This window comes from Binatus sp. (SeqCode) (genome assembly GCF_050013435.1).
GTDB lineage: Bacteria > Desulfobacterota > Binatia > Binatales > Binataceae > Binatus.
On sequence record NZ_JBEKFG010000021.1, the window covers coordinates 1 to 20,818 of the forward strand.

The window sequence follows — 20,818 nt, forward strand, 5'->3', positions numbered from 1 at the left end:
ATAATAAGATCGCTGGTCGGATTGCTGGACGAATATGTGCCGGTGGTCGCGGGATGCGAAATCAGCGACGATCCGTTTGCGCCGATATGCCGCCGATGCGTGAAGCTGAAAGAAGAGAAAGGCGACGCGCTTGAGATTGGATGGATCGGGCGCGACAGCCGATACTCGGAAAAGCTCGCCACGCCCGACGTTTCAGTGGCGGACTTAATCGGAGAGATAGATCCGATCAAAGTGGCCGAGGGGCGCTACCTGGCCGACGAGGAAACGATTCATTACGGACTGATCCCGCGCACCAATCGCGGCATCTTCGCCATCAACGAGCTGCCCGACCTGACCGAGAAAGTGCAGGTCGGACTGTTCAACCTGATGGAAGAAAAGGACGTCCAGATCAAGGGCTACAAGATTCGCCTGGCGGTCGATGTGGTGTTCGTGGCGAGCGCGAATCCGGAGGACTACACGTCGCGCGGGCGGATTATCACGCCGCTCAAGGATCGTTTCGACATCCAGATTCGCACTCATTACCCCAAGACGATCGAGCACGAGATCGCGATCATGGAGCAGGAAGCGGTGCATCCGCTGCGCGCGGGCATGGAGGTGCGGACTGCGCAGTTCATGAAGGACATCCTGGCGCAGATTACGTTCGAGGCGAGGGCGTCGAACGAGATCAACCAATCGTCGGGCGTGTCGGTGCGCGTCACGATCAACAATTTCGAATCGGCGATTTCCAACGCGGAGAAGCGCGCGGTGCGAAACGCGGAGAACGAGATCGTGCCGCGGATTTCGGATTTGCATTCGCTGTATGCGTCGACGGCCGGGAAGATCGAGCTCGAGTATGTCGGCGAAGACAAGAAAGAAGACGATTTGATCGAGCGGTTGATCAACCGCGCGGTGCTGAAGGTTTTCGATCGCTATTTGAAGCTCGACGATTTGAAGAAAGTCTCGAGCTACTTCGAGCAGGGCTGGGGAGTCGAGGTTTCGGACAGCGCGCCGTCGTCGGAATACATGGAACCGCTGCGCGAGGTGACGGGACTGCGCGAAGTGATCGCGCTGCTGGGGCCCTTCGAGACGCCGGGGCTGATGGCGGCGGCGAGCGAGTTTATTTTCGAGGGCCTGCATCTGCATCAGAAGCTCAACAAGGATCGCCAGGGCGGGCGCTTCGCCTATCACGCATGACGCGCAGGGATTTGAGCACGGTCGCCGCCCGCTACACGCAGTGGGATGGGAGCCAGCGGCTCAAGCTCGACGCCGACAAGGTGTTCGAGAAGCTGGCGGAGTATCTGTCGTACACCGACGACGTTCGCCAGGCGATGGACTGGATGATGCGGCAGGGGATGGACTTTGACGGCGTGCGGGTGATGGGGCTCGAGGAGTTTGTCGAGCAACTGCGCCAGGAGATGCGCCAGCGCTATCGCGACTTCAATCTGAAGAGCGCGCTCTCCGAGATGGAGCAGAAGCTCGACGACATTTTGAATCGCGAGCGGGCCAAGCTGGAATCGCTCAAGGGGCAAAAGCCCGGCGTCGAGGAGAAGCAGCGCGAGTTGTCGCGCATGCCGCGCCGGTTGTCGGAGGCGATGCGCAAGCTGGAGAGCCACGAGTTCGAGGACGCGCAGGCCAAGGCGGACTTCGACGAGCTGCTCAAGGAATACGAAAACATTCGCGACCTCGAGAATTTTCGCGATCGCAATCAGCACATGTTCCACGGTCCCAAGAGCCTCGGCTACAACGAGGCGCTCGAGTTGATGCGGGAAATGGAGCGGATGCGCCAGCTCGAACAGGACCTGATGTCGGGCAACTTCGACACGATCTCGATGGAAGACCTGCAGCAGATTTTAGGCCAGCAGGCGGGCAAGGATTTTCAAAATCTCAAGCAGGTGATGGTGCTGCTGACGCAGTCGGGCTACATGATGCCGAAGGGCGATCATTTCCAGCTCTCGCCCAGGGGCGTGCAGCGAATCGGGCAACTGGCGCTACGCGACATTTACCAGAACCTGTTGAAGGATCGTTCGGGCGGACACCAGACCGACCATCGCGGCATCACCGAGATGCGTCCGGAGCAGACCAAGCCGTACGCGTTCGGCGATCCGCTGAATCTGAACCTGGTCGCGACGCTGAAGCATGCGCTGGCGCGCAAGGCGGGCGTTCCTCTGGAGTTGCGGCCGGAAGATTTCGAGATTTACGAAAACGATTACGCCAGTTCCTCGTCGACGGTGCTGTGCCTGGACATGTCGTGGTCGATGAGCTGGGAAGGGCGATTTGCGGCGGCGAAGAAAGTCGCGATGGCGATGGAGACGCTGATTCGCTCGAAGTTCCCGCGCGACTATTTTGCGATCGTCGGTTTTTATACGCGCGCGGTCGAGTTGAAGCTCAAGGATCTGGCCGAAGCGTCGTGGAACATGGGCGATCCGTTCACCAATCTGCAGGACGGGTTGCGGCTCGCCTCGGATTTGCTCGGGCGCCATCCGTCGCGCAATCAGCACATCATCGTGATCACGGACGGGCAGCCGACCGCTTACTTCCTGAACAAGCGGCTGTACTGCGAATGGCCTTTGTCGTTCGGCGGCATCAGCATGCGCGCGGCGCAGGAGACGCTGAAGGAAGTGGAGCGGATCACGCGCAAGGGAATCACGATCAACACGTTCATGCTCGACGATTCGCCCAGCCTGCGCGCGTTCGTGGACAAGATGACGCTGATCAATCGAGGCCGCGCGCTGTTCACCCGTCCCGACCGGCTCGGCGAATACATGCTGGTCGATTATCTCGCCAAGAAGCGCAAGCGTGTCTGAACGCCGCGTGCGCCAGCGGTTGCATGGCAGCGAAAACTGAGATTAATGCCTAGACGACGCCGCTAACCTCTTTGCATTCAACCTCGTAGTCACGCGCTCGCTCCTTCATCGCAGATGCTATCGATCGTGCTACCAACATTCCGCGCACTTTCGTTGCCGGAACGCTCGTGATCATCGCGAGCATATGTTTGTATTTCAGAGCCTGCAGAAGACCGGGAAAGTCGCGCGGTCCCACATCTACTTCGACTTCCACGACGACAAAACGGCCGGCTTGGTCAAAAAACAGAACGTCGGCGCGATCATTCGTGGGGAACGGATATTCAACCTGCACTAACGTGAGTGTTTCCCCTAGATGTTTCCGAGGATTTTCAGCGATAGCTTCCTTCAGCGTTCGGTGTGCGTAACCTTCCTCATGACTTCGGTACTCTTGGAACTGCGGACTAGCCGCTTCCGCGGCCTTCTTCGCAACTGATTTCGGGTCGTATGGGTCGACGTCCAGAACAGTGTGAATCCACGACAGAATAGTATGGGCACGACGAGGAATAGTCGTACCAGTTAAGCTTGTGCTGCGCTTAAGAAATCGCCTTACGTGATAATCGCTGAGTTCTTCAGGGCGACGGTCTCGCACCAAATTATTGATGATCGGCGTGCGAAGAACAGCGCTCCGTAGCAACTCATTCCGGTCAGGTCGCCGCGTCGACGACATCAGTTCCTTGCCTGCTTCTGTGAACTCAAGTCGCTGCGAGCTGGATCGAACGAACCCTAGAATTCGGGCCGCCTGCTTATAGTAATCGACCTGTCGTCTATCGATTCCGAGTTCGCTGGCGATTGCAGCGGTTGAGAGTTTGCCGGTCGGCCATATTGTAGCGAGCAGTTTTACGACGAGTCCGAGCGTATCTGCTTGCGGCACGTCTACGGACTTTATGCGCATTGATCGCTAGTAATTGCGAACAACGATCTCATCGATCGCGCCGCGCTTACTTCCGTCGCAATTGATTACACGTCGTGCGGACACTACATCGATTCGATAATTCTCGTAGTACTGTCGTATCCGCGGTGAATCGCTGTTGCTGAGCATTACCAAACAGCCCTTCGCATCTAATTGCCTGAACGTTGCGGCGACTAGCTGCTGCTCGTCTACGCCGAAGGAGGTAGCTTCTCGTCTTCGCGTCGGAAGACCAGGATTTCGGACGGTGTATCCGGTGAAGCTAGAAGTCTTCGAGATGGGATGATACGGGGGGTCGAAATAAATGAAGTCGCCTGCCTCTACATGGTCCTGAACATCTGTGAAATCGGCTCGGAGGATTTCGGTATCTTGCAAAGATTTGCTGGCGGATCTGAGCGATGGCTCGTCGTAGATTCCGGGCTTTGCATACGAGCCGATCGGCACATTGAATTGACCGCGCGAATTCACTCGATACAACCCGTTGTAACATGTCTTGTTCAGATAAATCAGACGCCCCGCACGAGCAATGGGATCCATTTGATTCGGTGAAAGGTCGCGAATCGCATAATAATACTCGCGGCTGTGGCTAGCCCGGTGCTTCTCAAGTAGCGGAATCAAATCGTCAACTGAATCGCGGACGATTGTAAAGCAGTTCACTAGCTCATCATTGAAATCCATCAAGATCGCTGGAAATTTTCCTCGACTGCGCCTCAGTTGAAAGAATAATGCGGCGCTGCCAACAAAGGGTTCTGCGTATCGCCCGAAATTTTTTGGAAGAAGTCGTATCAGCTGCGGTAGCAGCTGCGTTTTTCCGCCAGCCCATTTAAGGAACGGGGCACCGTCATCCAAATCAGACTGAACGAGTGGCAGTTCAGGCTTCGCGATCAACGAACGTTCCTCCCATTGTCAGCCATGAACCATTAACCGTGGAGGTTAACACACGGTTTTATTCCTGAATAGTGCGGTTGAACTGGATCATCAACAGGTCAGCGGCCGGCGGCCTGACGCGCCTCGATCGACGCGGGCAGAGTCCAGGTTGCGCCGATTTGACGTATCACAATTCGATCCTGCTGACCGCCGGCTGCCGCGATTAGCCGTTGCAGCGGTTCTTGCATCGGCTCCTTCGACAGCCTGAACGTGCCCCAGTGAATGGGAATCAGGTAGCGGGCGCGCGTCTGCTGGAACATCGCCCAGACCTGCTCGGGATTTGCGTGATTGTAGATCCACGGGTCGTAGGCGCCGATCGAGAAGGCCGCGACGTCGGGCGGCGTCGATGCGAGGCTGGCGAAGAGATCGGTCTGGGCGCTGTCGCACGCGAGCAGCATCCGGCGGCCGTTTTTTTCCAGCACGTAACTATTGAAGCCGTAGCCTGCGCCCAGCGGAGGCCATCGCCGACCCCAGTGCCGCGCGCCCATCGCGCGGATGGTGAGTCCTTTGACAACGGTCGTCTCGCCCCACTTGAGTTCGCGAACGTCGTTGAAGCCCAACGGCGCGATGAGCTTTGCGCACTTTTCGCACGCGACCACCACCGCGCTCTTGGGCAGGGCTTCGAGCGACGGCAGATCGAGATGATCCATGTGTGCGTGCGTGATCAGAATGATGTCAATGTGCTGCAATTGCGCGGGAGTCAGCGGCGGATCGACGATTCGTTTTGGTCCGATCGTGAGGATCGAGTCGAACGACACGCCGACGCGCGAGAACAGGGTTGGGTCGGAGAGCACTCGCGTGCCGAAAAAATTCATGAGCAGGGTGGCGTGGCCAAGATTTGTGATCGTGAGCGAGTCGTCGGGCCACGACGCGGGCTCGAGACGCGGATGCGGATTGGCGGGCGCAGCGTTCATGTCCAGAGGGTACGACCTCGCGGCAAACAGCGCCAGCGAAATCAGGGCAACGGCGGCGATCGCTCGTGGCCGGGATCGCATCAGGCGCAACGGATGGAACGAAATCGAATTCACTTCTCCGGCGGCGGCTTGAAGCAGGGCAGTTCCTTGACCACCACGTAACTGTAGGTACGACCATGCCACTGGAAGGTGCCGATGCCGGCGCCGAACGCCCCGGTCATCGAGTCAAACTGTTCGCTGTCGGAAACGTTAATCACGCTGGCGGGAGCGTAGGCGAGATATTGCGGCTTGTCGGGCTCGAGCACTTGATAGAGCGGCGGATTGAAGAGCAGCTCGGGGATGTCGGGCCTGGGCTGCCAGCCCTCCGCGGGCGCGTCCTTGGTGCGAACGACTATCCAGGCCGGACCGGTGGAGTTTTGAGAAATCTTCCACTGGCGCGACTCGATCAGCCCGTCTTTGTTCTTGCGGACTTCCTCGACGCCGGGCGCAACGCGCAGCAGTTGATCGCATTGGTCGGCGTTTTCCGTGGCGGAAGCTCCGGTGCCGCCGGCCTGTTTCGCCGAAACCCCGATGCCGATGACCTCGGCACTGCCGGCGGCGACCGCCGGGGCAGCGGTGGCGACCACGCCAATAGCACCCGCGGCGCATCCAGAGCATGCGGCCGCAAGCGCGATTACGATTGCCAGGGACGCGATCCGGCGCGCGATAAGGTTGCTCACTTTTTCACTTTTCACTTTTTCAACGGTTCACGGCTTGCGCGCGATCACCATCGAGGAGGTGAACGGAGGGCTTGGCAGCGCTTCGTGGCTGATATCGACGAAGCCGGCGTCACCGAGCCATCGGGAGACTTCGTCAAAAGAATAGTCGCGCCCGCGCGTGGCCAGCAGCAGGTAGAGGGCGAAAATCGCGCCCGGTCTGGGCTCTGTGAGGTCGGCATTCATGATGTGGTCCTTGATGATCATCATGCCGCCCGATTCGAGCGCGCGAAAGCACTTGCGGAAAAGTTCAGCGTTGGCCGTTTCATCTTCATTGTGAATTATATTCGACATGAACAGGGCTCCGCATGGGCCCGGGATCTGATCATACAGGTAATCGACGCGGACCAAATCGATTCGCGCCAACGCCGCGGGCTCGCGCTCGGCGAGGATTGCGCGCGCAACTTCGAGCGTGGCAGGCAGATCGTAAATCGCAGCGCGCAGACGGGGCCATCGGCGAAGCATCGCCGCGGTGTAGGTTCCCGGCCCGCCGCCGATGTCGGCGATCATCGAGACGCGGCTGAGGTCGAGCCGATCGGCGACGTAGGTCGGATCGCCGCGGGCGCGAGTGAGGCTGTCCATGGCGCGGATGAATCGTTCGGTCTCTTCGGGACGGCTTTGAAACATGTCGGTCGGGCGCGCGGGAACGCCGGTGCGAATGGTTTGTTCGAGATGCGTCCATGTTTCGAAGATAGCTTCGTCGAACAGGATCAAGCCGCCAAGGTATTCGGTGGACGAGCGGAGCAGATAGCGCCGCGCCGCATCGGTGAGCGCGTAGCGATTGGCGCGTTTGGCGAGCAAGCCGAGCGCCACCATCGCGTTGGCAATCAGAGCGGTCGCGCGGCGATTGGCGGAGATGGCGGCGGCGAGAGCGGCGTCGTCGAGCGCCGACGACTCGAGAGTGTCGAAAATTCCCAGCTTGAGCGCGGTCTGGATGGCGCGTGCCTCGGCGTGACCTGAGGCCAGCGCAGCGAGTTCGGCGAAATCCATCGCTGCACGCCCGCCGTTCAGCGCACGAAGTCTTGCGCAAGGTAAGTGTTGCCGTCGGCGGATTGAGCGAATCCGACGCCGGTCGCGGTGAACCTGGCGGAGATGATGCCGGCAGCGCGCGGGCGTTCCTGGTTTGTCGGGCCCCGGAGTTCGGTTTTATTCCCGGTCAAACCGGATAGCTTTTCGGGTGAAGGAGCCGCGAGGTGCCTCAAGTATAATCGGGCGATTATCGCAGCGAGGATCGAGAGCGCGAGCAGGCCGAGTCCCGCCTTGATCGCCCGGCGCCGGCGGACCACTCTGGAAGTTGGCAGCCTGATGACTTTGGCCGGGCCATTGCGGATTCCCGACGGGCGGCGTCGCGTTGCTGATCTTGGGCTCATATTTCGCTCACGATGGAACTCGGCGGCGGTGCGGGTTGTTACGCGTGGCATTCATAGTTGAACTCAAAACTTGAATCACCGGCGTTCGCAGGCGCCATTGCTTTCACCGACCGCGACGCGACGGTCGCCGGGCTGCGTCGCCCTTCAATTTCCAGCTATCGCGCCATCTAGCGGATGTCAACGCGAACAATTCTTGCGTCAGTCGCGATCCTTTGCTTCCTGAGTACGGGGGCGAGCGCCGGATCGGAACCGGCAAATGCGCTGCCGGCCGGTGCGCTCAAGTCGTCGCCGAGTATGTATCTTCGCGAGGCATCGTCGAGCGCGATTCGATGGCAGGCGTGGAGTCCACAGACGCTCGCACTGGCGCGGACGCTGAACCGTCCGATCCTGATCGACATCGGCGCGGTCTGGTGTCACTGGTGCCACGTGATGGACGAGACGACGTACGCCGACCCGGAAGTTGCGGCGGCGCTGAACAGCAACTTCGTGCCGGTCAAGGTCGATAGCGACGAGCGTCCGGACATCGACGAGTACTATCAGAATGCCGCCGCGCAACTGACCGGTGCGGGGGGCTGGCCGCTGACGTGCTTCACGACGCCCGATGGCGCGTTGTTCTTCGCGGCAGGATATCTGCCACCGCGGCCGGGGATCGGACCCAACGGGAGCGGCGGAGAAGACTCGTCGATGGGGCCGCTGCTCAAGCGAATTTCGCAAGTGTACGCGACGGATCGTGTGGGACTCGAGCGTGAGGCGGAGGCAACCGCGCAGAAGCTCAAATCCATGCCCAGCAGCGGGGCCGCGACGGCGCACGGAGGACTCGACGGCCTGCGCGCGCAAATACTCGCGGGACTGGCGGCGTCATACGATCGTGAGTGGGGAGGATTCGCATCAGGTCCGGGGCCGCGATTTTGCGATTTCCCGGCGATCGAGCTGGCACTCGCGCACGGCTTTTACGGGCATCCGGAATTCACTGCGATGGCTCTCGACACGCTCAAGAAAATCGCGGCAGGAGGAGTATTCGATCAGCTGGGCGGCGGATTTCATCGCTACTCGACCGATGCTCATTGGCAGGTGCCACATTTCGAGAAGCTCGGGTACGACAACGCGATGGCCTTGCAAGCGTATAGCGACGCGTACGAAGCCAGCGGCGACCCGGAATTCGCGCGGGTCGCGAAGTCGATCGCCGGCTACGTGAATCGCGAGTTGCTCGATCCGAAGACGCACGCGTTCTACTCGCATCAGGACGCCGATTCGTTCAAGGGCGACGACGGCAGCTACTACACGTGGACGGTCGAGGAAGTGAAGCGGGCGATCCGGCCGGATGACGCGCGCGTCGCGATTTTATTTTACGGCATGGAAGACGCGCCCGCGCGAGCCCCCGACGGACGAATCGTGCTGAGGCGCTCGATGAGCCCCGAGCAAGCAGCGGCGAAGCTGAAAATCCCCGTGGAAGAAGCGCGCAGGGCGATTGCCAGCGCATCGGAGGCGATGCTCGCGGTGCGGTCTCGCCGCAAAGCGCCGCAGGTCGATCGCGCCGTGATGACCGATCGGAACGCATTGATGGCGGATGCGTATCTGACGGCGTCGGCAGCGCTTGACGATCCGGGTCTTCAACGCACCGCGCTCAACGATTTGGACTTCATCCTCGGGCATCTGCGCGCGCCCGATGGGAGTTTTTTTCACGTCTGGTCGGGTGGACGCGGGCAGGTGGCAGGTCTGGCCGCCGACCAGGTTTACCTGCTCGACGCGATGATCGACGCGTATCAGTTCTCGGCCGAGGAGAAATATCTGGTCGAAGCACGGATGCTTGCCGCGATTATTCTGAAGAACTTCCGCGCTGATGGTTCGAGCTTGTTGGTGAATCGCGAAACCGAAGACGCGGGAACGGTGATTGCGCAGTCTCAGGCGAGCGCGCCGGTGTTTTACGACATGCCGGCTCCGTCGGTGCAGGCGACGATGGCGATCGCGACGGCGAAGCTCGGGCTCCTCACCGGCGATGGCAGTTACGCGAAGGCCGCGAACGAACTAATGGCGAGCGCGCCGGCGATGGCGGGATCGATGCTGAGCAACTCAGTCGCGACGGTCGGGCTTGAGCTGGAGTATCGTGCCAACGGCGACGCGATGGTCGCAGTAGCCGGGCCGCATAGCGACGCGCGCGCGGCAGCCCTATGGAACACGGCGTTGGCGAGTTATCGTCCCGGAAAAATCGTGATGCGGATCGGATCGGATCGCGGCGCCGCCAAGGCGATGCCGGACGCGATGCAGGCGATGTTCGCATCCAGCGCTGAGAAGGGAGTTCCACTCGCGTTTGTATGTGCAGGAACGGCGTGCGCCACCCCGGTCGGGACCCCGGCGAAACTCGCGGAGGTCATCTGGAGATTCGGCGTCCCGGGGAACGACAAGGCATCGCTTGCCAACGACAGACCGGCTCTCGGACGACCGCCGATGTGATCCGGTTTGAAAGATTAATCGATGGACTTGTGGAAGCGCGCCACGCTGATGAGCATCAGAACCGAGGTCAGCAGGGCGAGCGCCAGCATCTGCGGCCACAGGATGTCGAGGCCCACGCCTTTGAGGAAAGTGCCACGTAAGATAACCAGAAAATATCTTAGTGGATCGACATAGGTGATCATCCGCATGGCCTTGGGCATGCTCGTGATCGGGAAGGCGAAGCCCGAGAGCGTGAAAGCCGGGTTGAGGAAGAAGAACCCCAGGACGAAGGCTTGCTGCTGGGTCGATGAGAGTGTGGAGATGAGCAGGCCCACGTTCAGGGTGCTGAGAAGAAACAGAACGACTCCGAGCAGCAAGACCAGTACATTGCCGCGAAAGGGCACTTGGAACCAGAGGGTTCCTACGACCGCGACCAGAATCACGTCCGCCAGGCCCACCACGAAAAAAGGAATGGTCTTACCGAGGATGAACTCCAAGGGCCTGATCGGAGTGACCATGACCTGCTCGAGCGTGCCGATTTCGCGCTCGCGGACGATCGCGAACGCGGTCAGGGTCACTACCATCATAAGCGTGATGCTGCCGATAACTCCCGGGACGAAAAACCATTGACTGTTGAGATCCGGGTTGTACCACGGCCGTTGCTCGAGGCTTATCTGCGGAACGACTGCAGCGAGTGCGGGCATCATCTGCTCGAGTCGATAGGTCGCGTAGTCCTGGGAAAACTGATCAGCAATCTGGTTGACGTATCCTACGGCGATGAGGGCCGTGTTGGAATTAGTCCCGTCGACGATGACCTGCAGATGCGCGGTCTGTCCCTTGCGTAGCAGCTCGGCGAAGCCGGGCTCGATCTTGAGCGCCATCGGGACGTCGCTCCGGCCGATGAGCGATTTCAGCTCCTGCTCATTGGAAAGGACCTTCGCGACTTCAAACCGGCCTGTAAACGTGAAGCGGCTCAAGAGGTCACGGCTTTCCTGGCTATGGTCAAAGTCCATCACCGCGATCTGGACCCGGTTCACATCAAATGTGGCGGCATAGCCATAGACGAGCATCTGGATGATCGGCGGAACCAGCAATCGAAACCGCGCGTACTTGTCGCGCCTTAGCTGGAGGAACTCCTTGACGATCATGCACCAGATGCGGTCGAACATGGCTTTCCTCTACTGCAGGCTCTTGTGAAACGCGCGTGTGGCAAAAAAGCCGATGACCAGCGCGTAGATGATCATTGCCACGACCTCCGGAACAAGGTCGCTAATCCCTGCGCTGCTGAGAAAAATACGTTTGAGGGCGCTCACGTAGTAGCGACTATAAACCAGGTAAGTGATAGCTCGTATGGGCGCTGGCATCTGATCGATCGGAAAGGCGAAGCCCGAAAGCATCGAGGTAGGCAGCAGCGTCACCAGCAGCGCGTACTGGCTTGCGCCGAGCTGGCTCTTGGTCGCAACCGAGATCATGTAGCCGATGCCAAGAATCACGATCAGGAACAAGGTTGTAGCGAGAAAGAACGCCCCCAATCCGCCGCGGAAGGGCACCCCAAACCAGCCGACCGCAAAGACTGCGCAGAGTATGGCGTCGGCCAATCCGATACCCAGGTAGGGAACCAGCTTTCCCACCATTATTTCCAGCGCGGTTACCGGAGTGGCGATCAGCTGCTCCATGGTGCCACGTTCCCACTCGCGCGCGATGGTAAGCGATGACAGCAAAGCGCCCATCAGCGCCATCACCAGCGCGACAGTTCCGGGAATGATGAAATTCTTGCTTTCCAGGTCTTCGTTGAACCAGGTGCGGTAGTCGACGCTGAGAGGGATGGTCACCTGCTGGGAAAGACCATGACGTGCGAACCAGTCAAGCTGCACATTGTTGGCATAGGTTGCCACCACCGCCTGGGCGTAACCCTCGGCGAGTTGGGCGCTGTTGTCGTCGGTCCCGTCAACTATAGCTTGGACACTGGTTCGGCCAGCATCGTCGAGACGCTCGGAGAAGTTCCATGGGATCACAATCCCGAGCTTGCATTGGTCGGCATCGATGGCTCGCACGAGGGCGTGATAGTTATCAACGGCCTTTATCACGTCGAAGTAGGGCGAGGCTTGAAATGCCTTGAGGAGAGCCTGGCTGTCCTGGCTGCCTTCCTGGTCCAGGACGTACACCGGTATATGGTTGGCGTCCAGCCGCGCCCCGTAGCCGAGCAGCAGGATCTGAACCAGGGGCAGGAAGAGCACAACGACGAGGCTATACGGATCCCGCCGAACCTGGGTGAATTCCTTGCGGCTCATGGCCACTGTGCGCCGGAGATTCATTGATAGGATTCACTGCCGAGAGCCCGGCTTCCAGTAAGGGAGACAAAGGCATCCTCAAGCGATGGGCTGATAAGCTCGATTCGGCCGACACGGACGTCGTGAGCTGCCAGGAAGGCGGGAAGTTCGGTCAGAGGCTGCCGCCCGGTGCTGACTACTACATGCAGGGCGGCGCCGAAGACCGAAGCCTCGAGCACTCCCGGCGCCTGCTTCACGGCCGCGAGTCCGCCACCGAGCGGGCTGCATTCGACCAATAACAAATCGCCTTTTATGGCAGTCTGCTTGATCTTGGTTGGAGTTCCCATCTCAACGATCAGGCCCTGGTCGATCAGGGCCAGCCGGTTGCAGTATTCCGCCTCGTCCATGTAGTGGGTGGTGACCAGGATCGTGACTCCTTCGCGCGACATCTCGTGAATCAGCTCCCAGAACTGACGGCGCGAAAGCGGATCGACTCCGGCGGTGGCTTCGTCGAGAAAGAGCACCTGCGGGCGGTGCAGCACGGCGCAGCCCAAAGCGAGTCGCTGTTTCCAGCCGCCTGACAGCTCGCCCGTGAGCAATTGCTCGCTGCCGGCGAGCCCGGACATTTTGATTGCCCAAGCGATGCGCTCGTCGAGCGCGCGCCCCTTGACCCCGTATAGGCCGCCGAAGAATTGAAGGTTCTCGATCGCAGTCAGATCGTTGTAGAGAGAAAATTTTTGCGACATGTACCCGATGTGCTGGCGTACCTCTTCGGCCTGGCGCGCGACGTCAAGGCCGACCACCGTGGCGGACCCTGAGCTGGGAGTCAGCAGACCGCACAGCATACGTATGGTGGTGGATTTCCCCGACCCGTTGGGCCCAAGCAAACCGAAAATCTCGCCGGAGCGGATTTGAAAGCTTACCTGGTTGACTGCGGTAAAGGCGCCGAACCGCTTCACCAGCTTGTCGACTACGATTGACGGCGCGTCGTTCATCGCTCACGAGCCTTGTTCCGTTTCCTGCTGCGAGATGACGTAAACAAGAACGTCCTCGACGCTTGCCGGTATGCGGCGCGGCTCGCCGAACGGGACTCCTGCGTGTTCAAGCCCCGCGCGCAATTGCGCAACGCGGCGATCAGGATCATCGACCACCACATGGAGCACGTCGCCCATAGCGGTTGCGCTCAAAACACCCTGCTCACCGGCGACGGCCGTTTCGAGCGCCTGGGGATCGGGCGAGCTGATCGACAAGACCGCACCGGGCAGCATGTTCTTAAGCTCGTCGGGGGTGCCAAAGAAGAGACGGCGGCCTTGATGCATCAGCAGCAGCCGGTGGCAGCGCTCGGCTTCATCGAGATAAGCGGTCGAGACCAGCACCGTTACCCCCTCGAAGACCAGCGAGTAGAGGATGCTCCAAAGCTCACGGCGCGAGACGGGATCGACCCCGGTTGTGGGCTCATCGAGCAGCAGCAGTTGCGGCGTGTGGATCAGGGCACAGGCAATGCCGAGCTTGCGTTTCATACCTCCGGAGAGCTGGCCGGCCAGACGGTCTCGGAACCGGCTCATACCGGAAGCTTCAAGCAGCTGATCTTCTCGTTGTTGCCTCACGGTCCGGCTGACTTCGAAGATGTCGGCATAAAAGCGGATGTTCTCAGCGACCGTCAGATCCTCGTAGAGGCCGAACTGCTGGGGCATATAGCTGATCCGGCTCTTGATGACTTCCGGCTGGCGCACAACGTCCTGCCCGGTGATAAGGACAGCGCCGGCATCGGCAGGCAGAACTCCCGCGAGAATCCGCAGCGCCGTCGTTTTTCCCGCGCCGTCGGGACCCACCAATCCAAGGATCTCCCCTTTGCGCGCGTTGAAGCTCAGGTTGTTGACGGCGACGACCTCACCGAAACGTTTCGTCAATCCATCGACCTGTACGATTTCGTCGCTCATGGCGATCCCGACGGACTCAGTTCAATGGTCGCGTCCGCCGGCATTCCCGGCTTGAGCTCGTGGCTCTGGTTCTCGATGTCGATCCTGATTCTGTACACCAGGGTCACACGCTCGGCGTGGGTCTCGACGCTCTTGGGGGTGAACTCGGCATTTTCCGAGATCATCGAGATCCGGCCGACGTACTTGTTCCCCGGATAGCTGTCGGTCGTGATCAGCGCCGCCTGCCCGAAGCGAACGCGGCCGATATCGGTTTCGTTGACATAGGCGCGCAGCCACACGTGGTCGAGGTCGGCCAGGGTGAATACCGGCGTGCCGGGCTGCATGTCTTCGCCCAGTTCCGCATTTCGCACCAAAATGACGCCCGAGAAGGGGGCGTATAAGGTCGTGTACTCAAGGATGATCCGGGCGAGCTTCAGGCTCTCTTGCGCGTTCTTGATGTTGGCCTGCGCGACGGTGATGCTTTCCTCGGCCGCCGCTTGCAGAGCCTGGTCGCGCTCGACCACCGCGCGCGATTGCTTCAGGGCGGTTTCAGCAAGGTCACGGGTCTGAGTCGAAACAACGTTTTTTTGCCAAAGCTCGTGGTCGCGCTGATCATCTATGGTCTTCTCCCAAAGATCGGCCTGATCGCTAGCCACCGTGCGCTTGGCGGCTTCGAGATTGCGCAAAGCAAGCGCGAGTTGCCGTTGCTGGACCAGCAGAGCTGCCTCGTCCACCACAACCTGCTGCCGGTAGTCGTGGTCCTCGAGGCGCGCCAGCAGAGTGCCGGCGTTCACCCACTGGCCCTCGTCAAACGGAAGCTCGACGATCCGCGACTGCACGGTCTTGAAGCTGAGCACGCTTTCGTGCGCCTCGATGTCGCCGGAGACGAGCAGACTGTTGGCCGGGCCGCCGTGCTGGAAGAGCAGCGAATACGCCGCCCATGCCCCCGCGCCAAGCATCACGACCACAGCCAGAAAAATAATTCGTTTCTTCATGCGAGTTGACCGGGCTTTTTGAAGGGCCGGCCCCGATGTACAGCGGTTTGCGATGGCGCCACTGGATTGCGCCGGCGCCGAGACTGAATCCGAACAGCCTCTGTGGTCTGCTCCAAACGATCTCCAAGCCAACGCAGAAAATTCGCGCGCTGACGCATGAAGCGCGGGTCGGTAGGTTCCATGCCGTGGATCAGACGGATCAACTGGGGCATGACGAGCGGGAACATGGCCAGCGACAGCATCGAAATAAAAAGTTGAGTCAGATTGACGCCGCGGGGTATCGATCCTCTGCGCTGCAGCACGCGAAGCCGGGCGACCGCCTTCTCGAATAGCGCGCGGCGCTCGGCTTCGGCGATGCACTTTTTACCGCCGCTGTCGATCGCCTCCCATTCCATCAGGCGCACGAAGTCGATATCCGTGCCACCGCCCAGGTAGATATGCGCGAGCGCACCGGCGAAGTCGTCGGGCGCAGATTCGATCAATCCGGCACGCTCGGCGATTTTGCGGCGCAGAATTTCGCGATAGAGATCCTGCTTGGCGCCGAAGCAGTAATAGAGCATTCGCTTGTTTACGCGGGCGCGCCCGGCGATCGCGTCGACGCGCGCGCCGGCGAAACCCCGGGCCGAGAATTCGGCGAGTGCGGCGGCGAGGATCTTCTCGCGCGTGCGGTTGAGGTTGCGGACAGGTGTGCGTCGGCCGGTCATGCTTCGCGCTCGTTAACCGCACAGTTAATTGAGCTATTAACTGATCAGTTAATTAAGCCGCCGCATTTCGCGAGTCAAGGGAAACTACATCTGCGTCACCGATTAGAAGGCGTGAAAGGGCGAGTGCCGCGCTGCGGTCGCAACGGCCGCCCGGTTTCTTACCACTTCTCCTTGAACGGCCGAACGTCCACCTCGTGAGACCATGCGCTGCGGTCCTGATGCGCGAGATGCCAATAGGTTTCGGCGATCGCCGACGGCTTGAGCATGTCGTCGGCACCGAGCTGCGGAAATCGCTCGCGGATGAAAGGCATGTCGATCGCTCCGTCCACGTTGACGTACGCCACGTGAATCCCCTGGGGTTGCAGGTCGCGCGCCATCACCTGCGCCAGCCCTCGCATCGCGAATTTCGCCGGCCCAAACGCCGCCGAAGTCGCATACGGTTTCACGCCGGCGGTTGCGCCGGTGAAGATGATGGTCCCGCTGCCCCTTTTCAGCATCGCCGGAACAACCTCCTGCGCGGCCAAAAACGCGCCAAAGGCGTTGACCCGCCAGGTGTTCTCGAAGGTGCTCGGCTTGGTGTCCATCAATTTGCCGAACGGGCGCATCGCGGCGTTGTAAAGCAGCGCGTCCACGTCGCCGAGTTCGCGGCGAATCTTGTCGAATGCCGTTGTTATGTCCGCGGCCTTGGCGACATCCGCACAGACCGGGATCGCTTTGCCGCCGGCGCTCTCAATTTCCTTCGCGAGCGCGGTCAGTTTGTCTTCACCGCGCGCAACCAATGCGACCGCGTACTGCTCGGCAAATCTGCGCGCGAGCGCGGCGCCCAAACCGGGTCCGACCCCAACAACTGCACAAACTGGACGACGATTTGATGCTGCCATGTCTGCCTCCTGCGTGCGCGGCCGGCCCTCACTATTTGCACCATGCAGCCAGCACTTCCACCGGGAACACCGCTGTCACCGGTCCGCAAAGCAGTATCAATTTGCAACTAATACAGTTAGCAGGCACTCTCCTTAACGGCAATGAGCGTGCCAGATGCGGGGCGTCAATCTTCTAAATCTGGTGTTGGTCCTGATTTGGGACGGAGTGTCTGAAATTTACTTATCCGGTCGGCCATCCAAGTCTTGATTGTATCCCTGTCAAAACGGTAGTCGCTGCCAATCTTGAAAACCGGAATTTGACCCCGGCGAATCAGTTTGTAGAGCGTGCTCTGATGAACCTGTAAATACTCGGCTACTTCCGGAGTCGTCATGATCGGGCTGGGTACGCCATTGTGGTGGGGCTTCATAAACAACAGAATCCTCCCATAATAATCTCGGAACCACGCTGTTCACTCCGCGTCAGCGTGTGTTGACTAATAGATATAAGCGATTGCATAACGTATTGATAGAAGGGGGACACGATGCGGAGCATCGCTGCTCGCCCGCAGGTGTCGGGAAGTCGAAAAAGACATTCTTTGTGGCGATCGCGATCTCGATAAAATCAGCACTTCATACGTCAAGCGATTCAATCTCTCGACGCGGATGCAGATGCGCCGGTTCACCCGCCTGACGAATGGTTTTTCAAACAAGCTGTAAAATCATCACGCCGTAGGCGCGTTGTGGATCGCGGGCTACGGCGCCGGTTAGCAAAGCGGGTTTCAAAGTGCAACGATGGTTCGGTCGAGCCGCGCAGTTGGGGAGCGCTGCGGCACGCGAAATTCAAATCGAGGGAGGCTAGCGACAGACGCCAATGCGATGGGATTCGGTCAAGGAGATGAACTGCTCGGTCGCGCGAACACTTGCGGTGATCGGCGAGCGGTGGACGATGCTGATACTGCGCGAGGCGTTTCTCGGACGACACCGGTTTGACGAGTTTCAGCAGGGGACCGGAATCGCGCGCAACATCTTGAGCTCGAGGCTGCGTGACCTGGTGCGAGACGGAATACTCGATCGCGCGCGCAGTGAGGGCGACAACAGCCGCGTCGAGTATCGGCTGACCAGGAAGGGACTCGAACTCTACCCCGTGTTGATCGCAATGATGCGATGGGGCGACACGTGGCTCAGTGACGAATCAGGGCCGCCGATGACGCTGATACATCGCGCCTGCGGCGCGAAGATGGCGCCGGATATGGTCTGTTCTCATTGCGGGGAGCATCTCACGGCGCGCGAAGTCGTCGCGATTCCGCGGCGGCCGGCGCCCGCGCATCCGCGCCGCGGCGAGCGGCCCGATCGCAAGCGCGCTGCGCGCTGACTGTCACTCGCGCGCCTGGCCGTCTGGCGCCGCGGGCGTCATCCGCGCACAATATTCGTTCAACATGATTGAGCTGGTGATGTTCGACGCGGACGGCGTGCTGTTCGATTCCGAGGAATCGAACGTTGCCTACTACAACTGGATTTTCGCGAGGATCGGCGAACCGCCGCTGGACCGTGACGAGGAAGTCGCGTCGATTTCGTTCGCCGCGAGCGAGGTGTTTGCGGCGCGTGCGCGTGGCGACGCGGCCAAGCTCGGCAGGATGCACGATTTGACCCGCAACATGGATCAGACGCCGTTTTTCAAGATGCTGCGGCCACCGATTGAGTTGCGCCCGTTCATGCTCGAGCTCAAGCGGCGCTACAAGCTGGGGCTGGCGACCAATCGATCGGCGACGGTGCCCGCGTTGGTCGAGCATCTTGGTCTTGGCGGTGTATTCGACGCGGTTGCCAGCGCACTCGACAAGGTTCGCCCCAAGCCTGCGCCCGACATCCTGCGCCTGTGCCTGCAACGCGCGGGTGTGGCGGCGGCGCGGGCCGTGTACGTGGGCGACAGCAGGATAGATCGCGAGGCGGCCGAGAGCGCGGGCATGCATTTCATCGGCGTCGGCAGTCGCATCGAACATCATCGCCTGATTGCGACGATTGCCGATCTGCAAACGGCTCTCGAGCTATTGGACGCGAGCCAGGCGTGAGGCGCGCCGGTCTAGAGAATCATCTCGATCAGGGTCGGACCCGGCGTGGCGAGCGAGCGTTCCAACTCGAGCGTGAGCGCCTCCGCCGTCTCGACGCGCACGCCCGCCACACCCATTCCCCGCGCGAGACTGGTCCAATCGATATCGGGATTGGAAAGGCTGGTCAGCGAGCGCGCTTTGCGGCCGGGTTCGGTCACGCCCGCGCGCGCAAGTTCAAACTGCAAAATCCGGTAGCTGCGGTTGTTGCAGAGTACCGTCGTGACGTTTAGCGATTCCCGGGCCTGCGTCCACAGCGCCTGCAGCGTGTACATCGCGCTGCCATCGGCCTGAAAAGCGATCACGCGCCTTGTGGGACAGGCGACGGCCGCGCCGGTCGCGCACGGCAAGCCTTGTCCGATCGCGCCGCCCGTGAGCGAAAGATATGTATGCGGTGGCGCAGCCATCGACGCGGCCATGAATGGCAGGCCGGTGGTGGCGGCTTCGTCCATAACGATCGCACCCTCGGGCATCACCGCCGCAATCGCGGCGCCCGCGGTCATCGCGTCGAGCCTTCCGACGGGACGTTCGGGGCGCGATATTCTCGCCGGCGTCGCGGCCGAAACCGGCGCCCCGAGTTCGTCTGCGAGCGCTTCCAGGGCGGCCGGAACGTCATCGGTCGGCTCGGCCAGAATTACGCTGTCGATGCTTTCAGGAATCAGCTGGCTAGGAAAACCGGGGTAGCCAAAAAACGCTACCGGCTTTTTCGCACCGGCGATGACAATCGAGTCGAACGGCTTCAGCATCTCGATCGCTTGTTCGGGAAAGTAGGGCAGGCGATCTACGCTCGGCGTACCGGCGCCGCGTTCGAGCCGGGCGGGGAAAGTTTCGCAGATCAGATGACATCCCGATTTCGCGGCGATGCGCGCAGCCGCCTTCAGGCCACGAGCTCGAAGCGCCATGCCGCCGAGAAAAAGCGCGACCCGATCGCTTCTGCGCATCGACTGGGCCGCCCGCTTGACCGCATCAGAGGACACCGCCGGCGGCGGCGCCGGCGCGATTGGCGCAGCGTGCCTCTGGGCAGGATCCCACTGGCAATCCGACGGAATGATCAACGTCGCGATTTGCCCCGGCGCGCGGCCGGCCGCGGAAATCGCATCCGCGGTCGCGTCCGCGAGCGATGCCGAATTGCGGATGCTTCGTATCCATCCCGAAACGGGAGTCGCGAGCGAAACGATGTCGGAAGTTAGCGGTGCGTCGGCGCCGACGTGCCAGGTCGCATGGTCGCCGATCAGATTCACGATCGGCGAGCGCGCGCGCCGCGCATTGTGGAGATTCGCGATGCCGTTGGCGAAGCCGGGGCCAAGATGAAGCAGTGTCAGAGCAGGCTTCTCCGCCATCCGTCCGTAGCCGTCGGCGGCACCGGTGCAAACACCCTCGAACAATCCAAGAATCGGCCGCAGCCCGTCGGCGGAGTCGAGCGCCGCGACCAACGGCATTTCGGTTGTTCCCGGATTTGCGAAGCACACCTCGACCCCTGCTGCGATCGCGGTGCGAATCAGGCTCTCAGCCCCATTCATGAGCCAAACTTCTCCATGGTCTGATCGATCGGTCCCGACTTGGCGTAGCGCCACATCGTCGCAGCGCAGATCGCGTTAGACGAGCGGTAGCGCGCACGAAACAAAGCTGTCAAGCGCAAGTCGTCGATCACGCCGAATCGGCGTGCCGACGTCAAATCAAAAATGCAAACGAGACGGTGCTAGCGCTTGTCGCCGCGATAATCCCCGACCGGATGGGCCGCTGCGGGATTATTGATCGGATGCGTAGCCGGCGCGCCACTTCGCGCGGCAATGGTCTGCGCGCATCTTAGATGCATCGCAGGCTCGCCGGTTATTTTGGAGCC

20 protein-coding genes and 1 pseudogene are annotated in these 20,818 nt (G+C 60.6%); 6 read left to right on the forward strand and 15 right to left on the reverse strand.

Annotation, left to right across the window (positions count from 1 at the left end):
- On the forward strand, positions 1-1,173 hold a 1,173-nt coding region (locus tag ABSB13_RS06135; RefSeq protein ID WP_428106491.1), incomplete at its 5' end, for a MoxR family ATPase.
- On the forward strand, positions 1,170-2,783 hold the full coding sequence (locus ABSB13_RS06140) for a VWA domain-containing protein (protein ID WP_428106493.1): 1,614 nt from the start codon (positions 1,170-1,172) through the stop codon (positions 2,781-2,783). The genes ABSB13_RS06135 and ABSB13_RS06140, both read left to right, overlap by 4 nt.
- 49 nt (positions 2,784-2,832) lie before the next feature.
- Here the strand turns inward: ABSB13_RS06140 and ABSB13_RS06145 are convergent, their stop codons facing one another.
- From ABSB13_RS06145 to ABSB13_RS06170, 6 genes are all read right to left on the reverse strand, one after another.
- Positions 2,833-3,693, reverse strand: a complete 861-nt coding sequence (locus ABSB13_RS06145; protein ID WP_428106495.1) for an endonuclease NucS domain-containing protein — start codon at positions 3,691-3,693, stop codon at positions 2,833-2,835.
- 27 nt (positions 3,694-3,720) lie between these two features.
- The gene (locus tag ABSB13_RS06150; protein WP_428106498.1) at positions 3,721-4,617 is read right to left on the reverse strand and encodes a DNA adenine methylase; all 897 of its coding nucleotides are present in this window, start codon (positions 4,615-4,617) and stop codon (positions 3,721-3,723) included.
- Between the two features lie 98 nt (positions 4,618-4,715).
- Complete coding sequence (locus ABSB13_RS06155) at positions 4,716-5,684, reverse strand: MBL fold metallo-hydrolase (protein WP_428106500.1); 969 nt, start codon at positions 5,682-5,684, stop codon at positions 4,716-4,718.
- Entirely contained in the window at positions 5,681-6,304 is a 624-nt protein-coding gene (locus tag ABSB13_RS06160; RefSeq protein ID WP_428106501.1) for a hypothetical protein, read from the reverse strand. Before ABSB13_RS06160 ends, ABSB13_RS06155 begins: the two co-directional genes overlap by 4 nt.
- 12 nt (positions 6,305-6,316) lie before the next feature.
- On the reverse strand, positions 6,317-7,315 hold the full coding sequence (locus tag ABSB13_RS06165) for a methyltransferase (protein WP_428106504.1): 999 nt from the start codon (positions 7,313-7,315) through the stop codon (positions 6,317-6,319).
- A gap of 17 nt (positions 7,316-7,332) precedes the next feature.
- A complete protein-coding gene (locus ABSB13_RS06170) occupies positions 7,333-7,695 on the reverse strand; it encodes a CAP domain-containing protein (RefSeq protein ID WP_428106506.1) in 363 nt (120 codons plus the stop codon).
- A 174-nt stretch (positions 7,696-7,869) separates the two neighbouring features.
- On the opposite strand from ABSB13_RS06170, the gene ABSB13_RS06175 reads away from it, so the two are divergent.
- Positions 7,870-10,146 (forward strand): thioredoxin domain-containing protein, encoded by a 2,277-nt coding sequence (locus tag ABSB13_RS06175; protein ID WP_428106508.1) that lies wholly within the window; start codon positions 7,870-7,872, stop codon positions 10,144-10,146.
- Positions 10,147-10,160: 14 nt separating this feature from the next.
- Here the strand turns inward: ABSB13_RS06175 and ABSB13_RS06180 are convergent, their stop codons facing one another.
- The 8 genes from ABSB13_RS06180 to ABSB13_RS06215 all read right to left on the reverse strand — a co-directional run bounded on the left by ABSB13_RS06180 (position 10,161) and on the right by ABSB13_RS06215 (position 17,301).
- The gene (locus ABSB13_RS06180; protein WP_428106511.1) at positions 10,161-11,294 is read right to left on the reverse strand and encodes an ABC transporter permease; all 1,134 of its coding nucleotides are present in this window, start codon (positions 11,292-11,294) and stop codon (positions 10,161-10,163) included.
- Between the two features lie 9 nt (positions 11,295-11,303).
- Positions 11,304-12,416, reverse strand: a complete 1,113-nt coding sequence (locus ABSB13_RS06185) for an ABC transporter permease (protein ID WP_428106514.1) — start codon at positions 12,414-12,416, stop codon at positions 11,304-11,306.
- A gap of 20 nt (positions 12,417-12,436) precedes the next feature.
- Positions 12,437-13,390, reverse strand: coding sequence for an ABC transporter ATP-binding protein (locus ABSB13_RS06190; protein ID WP_428106515.1), 954 nt, complete (start codon positions 13,388-13,390; stop codon positions 12,437-12,439).
- A gap of 3 nt (positions 13,391-13,393) precedes the next feature.
- The gene (locus ABSB13_RS06195; RefSeq protein ID WP_428106516.1) at positions 13,394-14,335 is read right to left on the reverse strand and encodes an ABC transporter ATP-binding protein; all 942 of its coding nucleotides are present in this window, start codon (positions 14,333-14,335) and stop codon (positions 13,394-13,396) included.
- Positions 14,332-15,273, reverse strand: coding sequence for an HlyD family secretion protein (locus tag ABSB13_RS06200; protein WP_428106586.1), 942 nt, complete (start codon positions 15,271-15,273; stop codon positions 14,332-14,334). The genes ABSB13_RS06195 and ABSB13_RS06200 overlap by 4 nt, the downstream gene beginning before the upstream one ends.
- Before the next feature lie 32 nt (positions 15,274-15,305).
- Positions 15,306-16,013: a TetR/AcrR family transcriptional regulator gene (locus ABSB13_RS06205; RefSeq protein ID WP_428106519.1), complete on the reverse strand. Its 708-nt coding sequence runs from the start codon at positions 16,011-16,013 to the stop codon at positions 15,306-15,308.
- A 158-nt stretch (positions 16,014-16,171) separates the two neighbouring features.
- Entirely contained in the window at positions 16,172-16,894 is a 723-nt protein-coding gene (locus tag ABSB13_RS06210; protein ID WP_428106520.1) for an SDR family NAD(P)-dependent oxidoreductase, read from the reverse strand.
- A gap of 164 nt (positions 16,895-17,058) precedes the next feature.
- Entirely contained in the window at positions 17,059-17,301 is a 243-nt protein-coding gene (locus tag ABSB13_RS06215; RefSeq protein ID WP_428106522.1) for a helix-turn-helix domain-containing protein, read from the reverse strand.
- A gap of 187 nt (positions 17,302-17,488) precedes the next feature.
- Between ABSB13_RS06215 and ABSB13_RS06220 the strand changes: the two are divergent.
- The 3 genes and pseudogenes from ABSB13_RS06220 to ABSB13_RS06230 form a co-directional block, all read left to right on the forward strand.
- Positions 17,489-17,587 (forward strand): annotated as a pseudogene (locus tag ABSB13_RS06220) (IS1 family transposase); the annotation flags it as partial.
- A gap of 157 nt (positions 17,588-17,744) precedes the next feature.
- Positions 17,745-18,245, forward strand: coding sequence for a winged helix-turn-helix transcriptional regulator (locus ABSB13_RS06225; protein WP_428106525.1), 501 nt, complete (start codon positions 17,745-17,747; stop codon positions 18,243-18,245).
- 64 nt (positions 18,246-18,309) lie between these two features.
- Positions 18,310-18,939 (forward strand): HAD family hydrolase, encoded by a 630-nt coding sequence (locus ABSB13_RS06230; protein ID WP_428106526.1) that lies wholly within the window; start codon positions 18,310-18,312, stop codon positions 18,937-18,939.
- A gap of 11 nt (positions 18,940-18,950) precedes the next feature.
- Here the strand turns inward: ABSB13_RS06230 and ABSB13_RS06235 are convergent, their stop codons facing one another.
- Complete coding sequence (locus ABSB13_RS06235) at positions 18,951-20,495, reverse strand: acetolactate synthase large subunit (protein WP_428106528.1); 1,545 nt, start codon at positions 20,493-20,495, stop codon at positions 18,951-18,953.
- Positions 20,496-20,818: the final 323 nt, after the last annotated feature.

What these genes read in the sequence shown, in the direction of transcription:
- ABSB13_RS06210 (WP_428106520.1), bottom strand. Translation starts at nt 16,894, where the DNA reads ATGGCAGCATCAAATCGTCGTCCAGTTTGTGCAGTTGTTGGGGTCGGA.
- ABSB13_RS06170 (WP_428106506.1), bottom strand. Translation starts at nt 7,695, where the DNA reads ATGAGCCCAAGATCAGCAACGCGACGCCGCCCGTCGGGAATCCGCAAT.
- ABSB13_RS06235 (WP_428106528.1), bottom strand. Translation starts at nt 20,495, where the DNA reads ATGAATGGGGCTGAGAGCCTGATTCGCACCGCGATCGCAGCAGGGGTC.
- ABSB13_RS06190 (WP_428106515.1), bottom strand. Translation starts at nt 13,390, where the DNA reads ATGAACGACGCGCCGTCAATCGTAGTCGACAAGCTGGTGAAGCGGTTC.
- ABSB13_RS06175 (WP_428106508.1), top strand. Translation starts at nt 7,870, where the DNA reads ATGTCAACGCGAACAATTCTTGCGTCAGTCGCGATCCTTTGCTTCCTG.
- ABSB13_RS06140 (WP_428106493.1), top strand. Translation starts at nt 1,170, where the DNA reads ATGACGCGCAGGGATTTGAGCACGGTCGCCGCCCGCTACACGCAGTGG.
- ABSB13_RS06215 (WP_428106522.1), bottom strand. Translation starts at nt 17,301, where the DNA reads ATGAAGCCCCACCACAATGGCGTACCCAGCCCGATCATGACGACTCCG.
- ABSB13_RS06225 (WP_428106525.1), top strand. Translation starts at nt 17,745, where the DNA reads ATGCGATGGGATTCGGTCAAGGAGATGAACTGCTCGGTCGCGCGAACA.
- ABSB13_RS06230 (WP_428106526.1), top strand. Translation starts at nt 18,310, where the DNA reads ATGATTGAGCTGGTGATGTTCGACGCGGACGGCGTGCTGTTCGATTCC.
- ABSB13_RS06165 (WP_428106504.1), bottom strand. Translation starts at nt 7,315, where the DNA reads ATGGATTTCGCCGAACTCGCTGCGCTGGCCTCAGGTCACGCCGAGGCA.
- ABSB13_RS06185 (WP_428106514.1), bottom strand. Translation starts at nt 12,416, where the DNA reads ATGAGCCGCAAGGAATTCACCCAGGTTCGGCGGGATCCGTATAGCCTC.
- ABSB13_RS06205 (WP_428106519.1), bottom strand. Translation starts at nt 16,013, where the DNA reads ATGACCGGCCGACGCACACCTGTCCGCAACCTCAACCGCACGCGCGAG.
- ABSB13_RS06180 (WP_428106511.1), bottom strand. Translation starts at nt 11,294, where the DNA reads ATGTTCGACCGCATCTGGTGCATGATCGTCAAGGAGTTCCTCCAGCTA.
- ABSB13_RS06200 (WP_428106586.1), bottom strand. Translation starts at nt 15,273, where the DNA reads ATGCTTGGCGCGGGGGCATGGGCGGCGTATTCGCTGCTCTTCCAGCAC.
- ABSB13_RS06195 (WP_428106516.1), bottom strand. Translation starts at nt 14,335, where the DNA reads ATGAGCGACGAAATCGTACAGGTCGATGGATTGACGAAACGTTTCGGT.